Annotated in this window: 8 protein-coding genes; 6 read left to right on the top strand and 2 right to left on the bottom strand. The window is 39.4% G+C overall.

The annotated features are described in order from the left end of the window. Nucleotides 1-92: 92 nt before the first annotated feature. The 5 genes from WFZ86_RS03385 to WFZ86_RS03365 all read left to right on the top strand — a co-directional run bounded on the left by WFZ86_RS03385 (nucleotide 93) and on the right by WFZ86_RS03365 (nucleotide 7,859). Entirely contained in the window at nucleotides 93-947 is an 855-nt protein-coding gene (locus tag WFZ86_RS03385; RefSeq protein WP_342690619.1) for an endonuclease/exonuclease/phosphatase family protein, read from the top strand. 2 nt (nucleotides 948-949) lie between these two features. Continuing rightward, complete coding sequence (locus WFZ86_RS03380; RefSeq protein WP_342690618.1) at nucleotides 950-2,308, top strand: ADP-ribosylglycohydrolase family protein; 1,359 nt, start codon at nucleotides 950-952, stop codon at nucleotides 2,306-2,308. 5 nt (nucleotides 2,309-2,313) lie between these two features. Beyond that, nucleotides 2,314-4,539 carry a glycoside hydrolase family 3 N-terminal domain-containing protein gene (locus WFZ86_RS03375; protein ID WP_342690617.1) on the top strand — a complete coding sequence of 742 codons (2,226 nt, stop codon included), beginning with the start codon at nucleotides 2,314-2,316 and terminating at the stop codon, nucleotides 4,537-4,539. Nucleotides 4,540-4,550: 11 nt separating this feature from the next. Then, nucleotides 4,551-5,483, top strand: coding sequence for a sialate O-acetylesterase (locus tag WFZ86_RS03370; RefSeq protein WP_342690616.1), 933 nt, complete (start codon nucleotides 4,551-4,553; stop codon nucleotides 5,481-5,483). A gap of 216 nt (nucleotides 5,484-5,699) precedes the next feature. Beyond that, complete coding sequence (locus tag WFZ86_RS03365) at nucleotides 5,700-7,859, top strand: glycoside hydrolase family 3 C-terminal domain-containing protein (protein WP_342690615.1); 2,160 nt, start codon at nucleotides 5,700-5,702, stop codon at nucleotides 7,857-7,859. A 336-nt stretch (nucleotides 7,860-8,195) separates the two neighbouring features. On the opposite strand, the gene WFZ86_RS03360 is transcribed toward WFZ86_RS03365, so the two are convergent. Beyond that, nucleotides 8,196-9,308, bottom strand: a complete 1,113-nt coding sequence (locus tag WFZ86_RS03360; RefSeq protein ID WP_342690614.1) for an acyltransferase family protein — start codon at nucleotides 9,306-9,308, stop codon at nucleotides 8,196-8,198. A gap of 91 nt (nucleotides 9,309-9,399) precedes the next feature. Further along, on the bottom strand, nucleotides 9,400-11,730 hold the full coding sequence (locus WFZ86_RS03355) for a glycoside hydrolase family 3 C-terminal domain-containing protein (protein ID WP_342690613.1): 2,331 nt from the start codon (nucleotides 11,728-11,730) through the stop codon (nucleotides 9,400-9,402). 605 nt (nucleotides 11,731-12,335) lie between these two features. On the opposite strand from WFZ86_RS03355, the gene WFZ86_RS03350 reads away from it, so the two are divergent. Continuing rightward, nucleotides 12,336-13,091: an NUDIX hydrolase gene (locus WFZ86_RS03350; protein ID WP_342690612.1), complete on the top strand. Its 756-nt coding sequence runs from the start codon at nucleotides 12,336-12,338 to the stop codon at nucleotides 13,089-13,091. The last annotated feature ends 191 nt before the right edge of the window (nucleotides 13,092-13,282 follow it).

Below are 13,282 nucleotides of genomic sequence, written 5' to 3'. Positions count from 1 at the left end.
GTTGGTAAAAATAAGTTTCAAGATTTTCTTTATTGCTTTAAAAATTTAAAATCCAATATAACAACAAGTATTACTTAAATCAATTTATTATAATGAAAACAGCAAAAAAAATAGGCTTAGTGTTTTTACTCCTTTTATTAAGAGTAACAGTATCTGCTCAATCCCTAAAAATGATGACCTACAACATCCGTTTGGATATTGCTAGTGACGGACTCGATGCTTGGCCACACCGAAAAGATTTTTTGATTGCGCAAGTGCAGTTTTATGCCCCCGATGTTTTTGGGGTACAAGAAGCAACCCCCAATCAAGTAACCGATTTGACTCAAGCTTTTGCTAAGTATACCAAAGTGGGAATTGGTAGAGAATTGGAGGGAAAAGGCGAGGCTTCTTGTGTTTATTTTAAAAAAGACCGATTTGATCTCCTGCAATCCAATACGTTTTGGTTGTCCGAAACGCCTAATCAGGTTTCTATGGGCTGGGATGCTGCGTGCAACCGAGTATGTACCTATGTTTTATTGAAAGATAAAAAAAGCAAGCAATTCCTTTGGGTATTCAACACGCATTTGGATCATATGGGTCAGGAAGCCCGTACCAAAGGAATTCAGCTTATTTCGAAAACTATAGCCGAGCTAAATACTAAAAACTACCCCGTTATTTTTATGGGCGATTTCAATACGACTCCCAACGAGAGTAGAATTTTGGAATTGAAAAAAGTGATGGAAGATGCCAGAGAACTATCCCAAGAAAAACCTTTTGGTCCCGAGGGAACTTTTAATGGATTTCGTTATGATGTGGCGGTAAAAGACCGAATTGATTATATCTTTTTGTCAAAAAATAGCGGGTTGACCGTTCAAAAATATGCGGTTTTGACTGATGCTAAAGACTTGCGATATCCTTCGGATCATTTTCCAGTGTACGTAGAATTGGTAGTTAACAAGAAAAAATAGGGATGAAGTACTCCATTGCTACAGCTGTTTTTCTTTTGCTTTGGAGTGTTTCCTTAAACAGTCAAAATCAAAAACACACAAAAAAAAGGAAATCTCTAGTTACAGCCACTCCGACTAAAACTACTGATTTGGTAATTTCAAGAAGCGACTATAAAGACAAGCTTTATGGTTTTTGGTTAGGACAATGCATTGCCAATTGGACAGGTTTGGTTACCGAGATGGACAAAATAGGCAATATCGGAGAAATCAAAACAGGTAAATTTTATACTCGATTGGATTGGGGAAAACCAGATCAGCCGAGTATTTGGGGGCAAGGTGTGCCGAGCGATTTGTCTAAAAACATCGATTTTGTTTTTGTAGGTCCTGAGGGTATTTGGGGTTCCGATGATGATACCGACATAGAATACATCTACCAAGAACTTCTTTATACCAAGCAAAAATCAATACTTACGGGCGAAGATATAAGAGAGGGCTGGTTGCGGCATATCAAAAAAGAAGAGGAAAATTATTTGTGGGTTTCCAACCAAAAAGCATTTGATTTAATGCAGCTTGGAATGATTCCTCCCGCTACTGGAGATCCAAAGAATAACCCTGAATACGAAATGATTGATGCACAATTGACCACCGAATTTTTTGGTTTTTTTGCGCCATCAAGACCAGACATTGCTTTAAAAATGGCGAAACTTCCCATTCAAAATACCGCTAGATACAACTCCGAATGGATTGCTAATTTTTATGTGTCGATGTATGCTTTAGCTTCTGTTACTGATACCAAAAAATCAAATAAAGATAGCATTCTTTGGATGGCTGAGGTTGCTAAAAAGCAACTTCCTAAAGATTCGTATGCTAGCAAAATGTATGATTTTGTTAAAAGCAGGTATTTAGAAAACATACCTTGGGAACAAACCCGAGATGAGGTGTACCAACGCTATCAAGTCGAACAAAAAGACGGGTACGATATGACTTCAAAGAACCGCTATTGCAATGGCTGCTTTGCTTCTGGAATTAATTTCGCCTCGAGTTTAATCAGCCTTTTTTATGGAGAAGGTAATATCGTTGAAACAATTAAGATAGGAACATTAGCAGGTTGGGATTCTGATAATCCTACAGCTACTTGGGGAGGTTTATTGGGTTTTATGTTGGGTAAAGAAGGTGTTGAAAAAGCGTTTAATCGAAAATTTTCAAATCAATTTAATATTCACAGAACCCGAATGGGATTCCCAAACAACGGTATCGACACTTTTGAAAATATGGCTCAAAAAGGAATTGAAATTATCGATAGAGTCGTACAAGAAGAAAGCAAAGGAAGCGTCGATTATAAAAAGAATGTGTGGATTATTCCACAACTAAATAAGTACTAAAGAAAATGAAAAAGGTAATACTACTGCTATTTTTGGGGTGCAATGTGCTGGTTTTTGCACAATCCAAGAATATCAATCAAAAAGTCGAGGCGTTATTGCGACAGATGACTTTGGAAGAAAAAATAGGGCAGCTCAATCAATACACAGGAGATAATGCAGCTACTGGTCCTATCACCATTAATCCCAACAAACAAACCGAAATCAAACAAGGACTAATTGGTTCTATGTTGAATATTTTGGGAACCAAATATACACGTCAATATCAAGAATTGGCAATGCAATCGCGTTTGAAAATTCCGTTGTTGTTTGGTCAAGACGTGATTCACGGATACAAAACCACTTTTCCAATTCCTTTAGCAGAAGCTGCTTCTTGGGATTTGGAGGCGATGGAACTTACGGCAAGAATAGCAGCTACAGAGGCTGCGGCTGCAGGAATTCACTGGACGTTTGCGCCTATGGTCGATATTTCTAGAGATCCAAGATGGGGTCGTGTGATGGAAGGTGCTGGAGAAGATACCTACTTGGGTTCTAAAATTGCTTATGCAAGAGTCAAAGGTTTTCAAGGAAATTTGGGAGACGTTACTTCGGTGATGGCTTGTGTCAAACACTTTGCGGCCTATGGTGCTGCGGTGGGCGGACGCGACTATAATTCGGTTGATATGAGTAATCGAATGTTGTGGGAAACCTATTTACCTCCTTTCAAAGCAGCTTTAGATGCGGGTGCAGCAACATTTATGAATTCTTTCAATGACTTGAACGGAATTCCAGCCACAGGTAATGCCTATTTGCAACGCGATATCCTTAAAGGGAAATGGAATTTTAAAGGTTTCGTAGTTTCAGACTGGGGATCTATTGGCGAAATGGTCAATCACGGTTTTGCAAAAGATAACAAAGAAGCAGCATTGGCCGCGATTACAGCGGGTAGCGATATGGATATGGAAAGCAATGCCTATCGTTATCATTTGGCACAATTGGTAAAAGAGAAAAAAGTACCAATGGCTTTGATTGATGATGCGGTAAAACGGATACTGCGCAAGAAATTTGAGTTGGGATTGTTCGATGATCCGTTCAAATTCAATAATGAAGAGCGCGAGCAAAAAGCCTTATGCAATCCAGAGCATAGAAAAGTGGCTAGAGCAATGGCAGCCAAAAGCATTGTTTTGTTGAAAAACGAAAAAGGAATTTTACCACTTTCAAAATCGACCAAAACCATTGCATTCATTGGTCCTTTGGTAAAAGAATACAAACAAAATATGGGCTTCTGGTCGGTAGAATTACCAGAATTGGATTATACCAAAGAGATTGTTTCGCAGTGGGACGGATTGCAAAATAAAGTAGGGAAGAATACACAACTTTTGTATGCCAAAGGTTGCGACATCGAAGGCGACAATAAAGAAGGTTTTGCAGAAGCTATTGCCGTGGCCAATCAAGCAGATGTGGTGATTTTGAGCATTGGCGAACGAAGAGATCAAAGTGGCGAGGCCAAAAGCCGTAGCAATTTGCGTTTGCCAGGAGTACAAGAAGAATTAGTAAAAGCCATTCAAGCCACGGGCAAACCAGTTGTCGTATTGATCAATGCGGGAAGACCACTTATTTTTAATTGGACAGCAGATCAAGTACCTGCCATTTTGTATACTTGGTGGTTGGGTTCTGAAGCGGGGAATGCCATTGCCGATGTGTTGTTTGGCGATTACAATCCCTCTGGAAAATTGCCAATGTCTTTTCCGAGAGAAGAAGGACAAATTCCAATTTATTACAATCACTTCAATACTGGAAGACCAGCACCAAATGAAACGGCTACTAATTATGTGTCGGCTTATATCGACTTAAAAAACAGTCCGAAGTTTCCTTTTGGTTACGGATTGAGTTATACCACTTTCAACTACTCCGATTTACAATTGTCTAAAAAAGTAATGAAGAAAAATGAAACCATAACAGTTTCGTTTACCCTTACCAACACTGGAAAATTCGATGGAGAAGAAGTGGTGCAATTGTATCTAAAAGATCAAGTGGGTAGCGTAGTGCGTCCGGTAAAAGAGTTGCGTGATTTTCAAAAAGTGTTTTTAAAAGCGGGAGCTTCGCAAAAGATTACATTTACGATTGATAAAGAAAAACTTGCTTTTTATAATGCCAAATTAGAATGGGCACCTGAACCGGGAGGGTTCGAAGTGCAGTTAGGATCTTCATCCGCCGATATTCGCTTGAAAGACAGTTTTGAATTAATATTTTAATTTTTGAAAAAATGAAATTGAAAAATTTGACCTTTTTTCTTTTGATGCCTTTTATGCTTTTCGCTCAAACAAAAAAAGACACCATCAGAGTATATTATTTGGGAGGACAATCTAATATGGAAGGCTTTGGCTATGTGAAAGAGTTACCAGAAGCCTTACGCAAAAAAAGTAAAAATGCATTTATATATCAAGGCAATCCAGTTGGGGATAATGATGCCAATGGCGGTTTAGGAAAGTGGGCCGTTTTGCAGCCTGGTCACGGAACGGGTTTTGCTTCGGATGGCAAAAGCAATACACTTTCTGACCGATTTGGGGTTGAACTTTCGTTTGTTCAAAAATTACAAGAGGAATATCCCAATCAAAAGATTGCCATTATAAAATATGCTCGAAACGGTTCCGCAATTGATAGTAGCGGAAACAATTTTTTTGGATCTTGGGAGCCTGATTTTAGAAGAGTAAAAAATCAATACGATTATTTTTTAAAAACAGTGCAAGCAGCGATGGCTGTGAAGGATATCAATGGCGATGGTATTGAAGACGTGTTAGTGCCTTGCGGAATTCTTTGGATGCAAGGAGAAAGCGATGCCGATAAAACAGAACAAATTGCGAATCACTATTATGACAATTTGAAACGACTGATGCAACTCATTCGAGCCGCTTTTAGAAACAATGACTTACCAATTGTCATTGGAAAAATATCCGATTCTGGAGATGATCCCGATGGGAAAGTTTGGGGTTTTGGGGAATTAGTTCAATACGGACAAGAAAAATTTGCCCTTACAGAACCTAATGTGCGTATTGTGCGAAGCACCTCCAAGTACCTTTACTCAGATAAATATCATTATAAAAGCGAGGGATATATAGATTTGGGGAAAGAATTTGCCAAAGCCATTATAGATCTTAACAAGAAAGATAACAATCACCCAGAAATACAACACAATTAGTCTAATTGAAATAGAGGATCATAATTAAATTTCATTATATTGTAATACAGAAAGTTACGGAGTTTTTATTGGCGCTTGTGACCTTTAATTTGTAACTAATGCTAAATTTTAATATCAATGCTATGAAATCGCCATTAACAACCGGTTTGTTGCAAACAAACACCAATAAATAAAGGCGATTCCATGTATGACCGCTAACAAATAACTTTTACATATATGAAAAAAATAATGCTATTACCGGTTTTATTAGTTGGGTTCCTTTCGTTTTCTCAAACTGAGGCCACAACTGAAAAACGAATTCAGTCATTAGTAAAAAAAATGACGCTCCAAGAAAAAGTGAGTTTATTGCACGGTAATTCTAAGTTTTATGTTTCCGATATTAAACGATTGGGCATACCAGAATGGGCTTTGTCCGATGGGCCCCACGGCGTGCGTGCCGAAATGAACCGACACAATTGGCAATATGCTGGTTGGAAAGATGATGCGGTTACTTGTTTTCCTCCCGGTACTGCTATGGCCGCCACTTGGAATTTAGATTTGACTGCCCAACGAGGTTATGTTTTAGGTGAAGAAGCCCGATTTAGAAAGAAAGACGTACTCTTAGGACCTGGTATTAATATCATCAGAAGTCCATTATGTGGAAGAAATTTTGAATATTTAAGTGAAGATCCTTTTCTAATTTCTCAATTGACGGTTAGCTATATTAAAGCTTTGCAAACCAAAGATGTGGCGGCTAGTGTAAAACATTTTGCGGCGAATAATCAAGAAGACAATCGATTTGTGATTGATGTAACGATGAGCGACAGAGCTTTGCACGAAATTTATTTGCCTGGTTTTAAAGCTGCAGTTATGGACGCAAAAGTGTTAACCGTGATGGGCGCTTACAATAAATTTAGAGGGGATTATTGCACGGAGAATATGTTGTTGGGACGAACTATTTTGCGCGATTTATACCAATTCAAAGGCGTTTATATGTCGGATTGGGATGCAACTCACAGTACAGTCAATGCGGCTTTGGCTGGATTGGATTTAGAAATGGGAACTAATAATACCAATTATAACGAATGGTATTTTGCGGATCCTTTGATTAAAGCGGTGCAAGAGGGAAAAGTAAAAGAAAGCGTAGTAGATGAAAAAGTAGCCAATGTGTTGCGAGTGATGATTAAAACGAAAGTTTTAGATCCCAAAACCAGAATCAAAGGCAGTGTGAATACCAAGGAACACCAAGCGCTAGCGTATCAATCGGCAGTGGAATCTATAGTTTTATTGAAGAACGAAAACCAACTGTTGCCTTTGCAAATGAATGCCGTGAAATCGGTGGCGGTTATTGGGGACAATGCGACCAGAAAACACTGTGGTGGCGGATTGAGTTCCGAGATTAAGCCTTTATACGAAATCACTCCATTAGAAGCGATTACCAATAAGTACGGAAACCAATTGCAAATTAATTATGCCCAAGGCTACAATAAGCAATCTTCGCCTGGAGAGGGCAGTAACAAAGGGCAATTAAATTCTGATTTTGTCGATTGGAAATTAATCGATGAAGCAGTGGCTCAAGCCAAAAAGTCCGATGTGGCGATTGTATTTGCAGGATTAAATCACGATTTCGATTCGGAGTCGTTTGATAGAATTCATATGCGTTTGCCTTATGGACAAGAAACCTTAATTCAAGAAGTAACCAAAGCCAATCCGAAAACTATTGTGGTAATCATTGCAGGTTCTCCTTTAGAATTATCAGGAATTCAGACACGTGTTCCTTCAATTGTTTGGGCGTGGTACGGCGGAATGGAAGCTGGAAATGCTGTGATGGATGTGTTGAGCGGAAAACAATATCCTTCTGGAAAATTACCGATTACTTTGCCAGTAAGTTTACAACAATCCCCCGATGTTGCTTTAGGTAATTATCCGGGAAGGGATTTAAAAGTGAATTATGAAGAAGATATTTTAGTTGGCTACAGATGGTATGACACCAAGAAAATTGAACCACTTTATCCTTTCGGTTTTGGATTGTCGTATACTTCATTTGCAATTTCTAATGTGGGAACAGATAAAAAAACCTTCGATGTGAACGATACGGTTACGCTAAAATGTACCATCAAAAACACAGGACAACTTGAAGGAGCAGAAGTACTTCAGTTGTATGCTAGTCAACCTGTTTGTTCGGTGCTTAGACCTCAAAAAGAGTTGAAAGCTTTTGAAAAAGTAGTGTTGAAAGCGGGAGAACAAAAAGAAGTTTCGCTTAAAGTTAAGGTGAAAGATTTGGCTTTTTATGATGAAAAAAATGCCAATTGGAAAGTAGAACCAGGAGAATTTGTTTTTCATTTAGGCACTTCATCAAAAGAAATTGTAAATGTTGTAAGCATCCAAGTTAAATAGACCATTAAGATTTCTGATAAAAACAAAGAGCGATACTTTCTGTGTGAGAGTATCGCTCTTTTGGTAAGGTAACCATTGGCTTTTAACAATAAAAAAATCGTTTGTGCTTTCGTTATGAAAAATGTTGGGGGTGTGGTATTTATTTGAGTTTTTTATTAGCCAATGGTAGATATGTTGTTGAGGTGTTACTTTTATTTTTTAGGAATGTATCTTCTGATATACGCAATTTTCCCTTTGATGGTTTTATGAGTTCTACACTTTTCGACTTGATAATGTCTATTCACCAATCACTAATTACTAATCACTAATTACTAATTACTAATTACTAATTACTAATCACTTTGCGACTTTCTTTTTAAGCCAATTTCTAACAGGTTCGTCGTACCATTTCAAACAGGCATAGGCCAAAACAATTGAGCTTACTACGGTCAAAATACTCATTGGTAACGCTTCTTGAAACGGGATTTTTCCATTGGCAACCCAAGCCGTGTAGATATAAATTAAAGGATAATGCGTGATGTAAATAGGATAGGAGATGTCGCCTAAAAATTGGCAAACCCGTGAAGCGTTTTTCCCTTCTAGGGTTCCGCTGGCGCCAATATAAACGATGAGCGGAAAAAGAATAATGATGCTCAACGAATCGTATAATCCGTTTTGCCAAACAGTCGTACTGTCACCAATTCTTGGCATCGCCAAAACAACTATAAGCAACAAACTCGACCACAGAAAAGCATTTTTGATAGTCGTAAGTGTAACGATTCGATGCAATAACAACCCACCAAAAAACGGAAAAAGAAGTCGGGCAAAGCCAATGTGAAGTTGCTCAGGAACCAATGACCAACCACCGATTACATCTCCGTTGGGACTGGTCAAGGTTAGGTGAATCAAAAAACAACCCGATAGAAAAACGAGCACAGCCAAGGCGGTATTCGAAAATTTTCTCACGAACAAGGCATACAAAATATTGCCAATATATTCAAAGAACAGCGACCAACCTGGACCATCAAGCGGATGCATTTCTTGCCATCCTCGAATATCCATTGAAGTTGGCACTGGAATCAATGTAAAGCCAATGACCATAATGAGCAGCATTTTCCAAAGTGGCACTTGGTGAATGTTGGGCCACAAAACCGAATCTTGAAAATAGAAACACAAGGCGCCCACAATCATTCCCATAATAACCATTGGTTGTAATCGAATGAGTCTGATTTTGAAAAAATCGCCTAGGGACATTTTGCTCCAGCGGTCATCATAGGCATAGCTAATCACAAATCCCGAAAGCAAAAAGAAAAAATCAACCGCCAAATACCCGTGATTGATGACTTGGTCAAACCGACTCGTAGCGTGAGCCTCCATAATATGAAAAGCGACTACCATAATAGCAGCCACTCCTCGCAAACCATCTAAAATCGCGTAATGTTTTTTTGTAGGTAGTGTTGGATTTTGCATTAGCAAAGATTTTAAAAAATGAGGCTGTCGCTCAAAACAGCCTCAATTGAAACAACATTTATAACAACCAAAATTTATAGAAACTTACTATTTATTTCGCATTAGCCGCCTGCAACAAAGCTTGTAACTGTTCTTCGGTAAATTTTCCACCAGAGAGCAACAAGAATTTATTAATAGGCATATCGGCAAGCATTGCAATCATAAAGGCTTCGGCTTTTTTCTCTTCTTCTGTTTCCGCTTTTTTAGTGCTACCCGTAAAGCTTCTCGTCAAGGCCTCGTAGATTACAGCGCTGTTTTTGGTTTGTTTGAACTCTTTCAACAAGGAGTTGCGGGTAAAAACAGGCGTAAGGATTTTGGTAGACTGAATATCCAGCGTTTGTTGCAAAGGCAAATCTCTAGAAGAGCTTCCCACACGAATATCAAATTTACCCGATTTCACTATCCAGTCGTGAGCCACTGTGCTGTAATACTCAAAATCTCGTGAGGACAATTGAAACTGTACCGTTTTTTCTTCTCCAGGAGCCAAGGCTATTTTTTCGAAATGCTTCAATTCGTTTTCAGGACGACTGAGTGCGGGATCTTGTTCGTGAACATACAATTGTACTACTTCTTTTCCAGCTACTTTTCCAGTGTTTTTTACTTTTACAGAAATAGTAATCGCATCCGAATCTTTGGCAGAAGTCATATTGGCTTTGATATCTGAATAGCTAAAAGTGGTATAACTCAACCCAAATCCGAAAGGAAAATTAGGTTCAATTTTCTTTTTGTCATAATAGCGGTAGCCAATAAAAATGCCTTCACCATAATTAGCCACGCCATCTTTTGACGGAAAATCGATAGCTGTCGGTGTATCCTCTAAGCGCATAGGGAAGGTTTCAGATAACTTTCCAGAAGGATTTACTTTGCCCGTAAGCACATCGGCTATGGCGCCACCTCCAGCTTGTCCGCCCAAATAGGCTTCTACAATGGCAGCGACTTCTTTTTTCCACGGAGTGCTTACCGCCGAGCCATTCAACAGAATAACAACTACGTTTTTGTTTACTTTCGCTATCGCTTCAATCAATTGATTGTGACCTGCAGGCAAATCCATATTGGCTCTGTCATAACCTTCGGATTCGTATACGTCTGGAAGACCAGCAAACAGAAGAACGGTTTCAGCGCCTTTAGCATTTTTTACAGCTTCGTTAAGCAAAGTAGCGTTAGTCTCTCCCGCTGAGGTATAACCTTCGGCATAACTGAAAGTAGTGCCTTTTGCTAATTTTTGCAATTCATCGAAAGCATTTTCTATTTGAGTAGGTTTTACTTGCGAACTTCCCGCGCCTTGATAGCGTGGTTTTTTGGCAAAAGCGCCAATAATTGCTACTTTTTTGATGGAAGATTTTAGGGGCAAAATTCCAATACTATTTTTTAAAAGAACAATCGATTCTGCACTGGCTTCTCTTGCCAAAGTATGATGTAGTGCTTTGTCGACCACGATACCTTGTTGGTGACTGTCTTTGGCTTTTAGTGTGATGGCTAGGGTTTCGATGACAATTTCATCCAATTTCGATTCGGATAAAGTACCTTTTTTAACCGCGTCTACAATTTTTTTGTTGTTAAAACCTCCACTGGCGGGCATTTCTAAGTTCAAACCTGCGGCTACGCCCAAAGGTCGGTCGTTGACAGCGCCCCAATCCGACACCACAAAACCTTGAAAGCCCCATTTTTTCTTTAAAACATCGGTCAATAAGTATTCATTTTCTGAGGCATATACGCCGTTTAGTTTGTTGTACGAACACATTACAGTCCAAGGTTGGGCTTCTTTTACGGCAATTTCAAAAGCAGGAAAATAAATTTCACTCAGCGTGCGTTCGTCCACCACAGAACTATTCGACATTCGTTCAAATTCTTGGTTGTTGGCGGCAAAATGTTTTAACGAAGTCCCCACGCCTTTGCTTTGCACGCCATTGATAAAAGCAGCGGCAATTTTTCCTGACAAAACGGGGTCTTCAGAGAAATATTCGAAGTTGCGTCCACCAAGCGGAGAACGTTTCATATTGATGCCAGGACCCAACAAAATCTGCACGTCATTGGCTTGTGATTCGGTAGCTAAGGCTTCGCCCACTCGTTTCACTAATTCTTTATTCCACGACGAAGCCAAACCTGAGGCTGTTGGAAAACAAGTCGCAGGAACACTATTCGTAAAATCAAAACCTTCTGCTTTGCGCAAACCGTGTGGACCATCGGTCATAAAAATCGACGGAACGCCCAATCTTGGAATCGCCTGCGTAGACCAAGCGGTTTCGCCCGAACACAACGAAGCCTTTTCTTCAAGCGTCATTTGCGCGACGATTTTCTTGGCTTTCTCACGATAATCGGTCGTTTGCGCACTCGCTGTGAGCACGGCAAAAAAGAAGCAACCCAAAACATATTTTTTTTTCATACTGGTAAAGGTTTGGTTTATAGTGAAATACTAATGTGTTATTTTGACGCAATGTACATTTATTTTTGATTAAAAAAACATTTCGCTCAAAAAAAAGCCTCTTTTTTAGTGAAATCTAGTTTTATGTACGTAAAATTTTAAGGATTAAGAAGTTATTTCACTTTAGCTTTTAAAAAAGAGTTAACCGCAAATTCGCAAATTTTAAAACATTCAGAGATTAAAGTAATTTGCGAATTTGCGGTAATTGTTTGTAATCCAATTTTGCTATGTCTTATTTTATTGCGGTTAGTTTATTTGAATTTAACCCAACATATTTATGCTACAAATGGTAATTCTGCTCTCCCTTTTTTCATTCCAAAAGCGTTTGAAATAGACTATTCGCATTTAAAAAAGTTAGCCAAAAACAGTTCAAAATAGCGTTAAATAGTATGAATTTTAAAAATTCGTGAAATAAAAAAGGCTTATGAATTAGTGTGCATTCGTGTAATTTGTGGTGGAAATTTTAAAAGCGATTGTTTGGCTTGAACAGAAATTTACCGCTTTGTTTCTCAAAAAAAACTAAATTGCGCTCACAATAGCGGCGTATTAATTTAAAGAAGATGCAGATGTTACTGAAAATACTCGAGAATAAAGACCAATTCCAACCTGGATTATCCATAGATTGTGTCATTTTTGGTTTTCATAACAACCAACTCAAAGTGCTCTTGAACAAGACCCAATACAGCGACCAATGGGCATTGCCTGGCGGTTTTGTTCCCGTCGACGAAGATTTGGACCAAGCAGCAGTCTCTATTTTGTACGGACGAACGGGAGTCAAAGGCATCTTCCTGCGCCAGTTTGCCACCTTCGGAAAAGTGAAACGCAACCAGTCAGATTTTAGTCAAAAAGTTGTGCAATTTTATGGACTTACCCCCGAAGCTGCACAATGGTATTTGAACCGATTTGTCACCGTGGGCTATTATGCCTTGGTCGATTTCTCGCAAACGGTACCACAACCCGAGGGCAACAAAGAAGTAGTAGAATGGATTGACCACAGCGCCGTGCCCGAACTCATTTTGGACCACCGCGAAATCCTAGACACCGCCTTGGCCACACTCCGCACCGAGCTCAATTTGATGCCCGTAGGCTACAACCTTTTACCCGAAAAATTCACCATACCCGAGTTGCAAAAACTCTACGAAACCATACTAGGACGCCAGCTCGACCGCCGCAATTTCCTCCGAAAAATCACGGCCATAGGCATCCTCATCAAACTCGACGAAAAGAAAAGCAACGTCGCACACAAGGCGCCCAACTTGTACCGTTTTGACAAAGAACGCTACGAAGAAGTCGTAAAAAATGGCCTCACCCAAGGCTGGTAATTTCACATTTTTTTTGTTTTGGGCATACCCCCGAGCCACACAACCCTGCCAAACCACACCACCCTGCTCCTCGGGGTCGGGCTATCCATTATATCTTTGCTGGCTAAAAGAACCGCCAGCAAAGGATGCCATTCCTATCCCTTATGCGAAGGTAGAAGTTGAGATTTGGGAAGGTAGAATTTGAGATTTGG

This window comes from Flavobacterium polysaccharolyticum (genome assembly GCF_038739875.1).
In the GTDB taxonomy this organism is placed as follows: Bacteria; Bacteroidota; Bacteroidia; order Flavobacteriales; family Flavobacteriaceae; genus Flavobacterium; species Flavobacterium polysaccharolyticum.
This window is presented reverse-complemented; position numbering and strand designations above follow the sequence as displayed.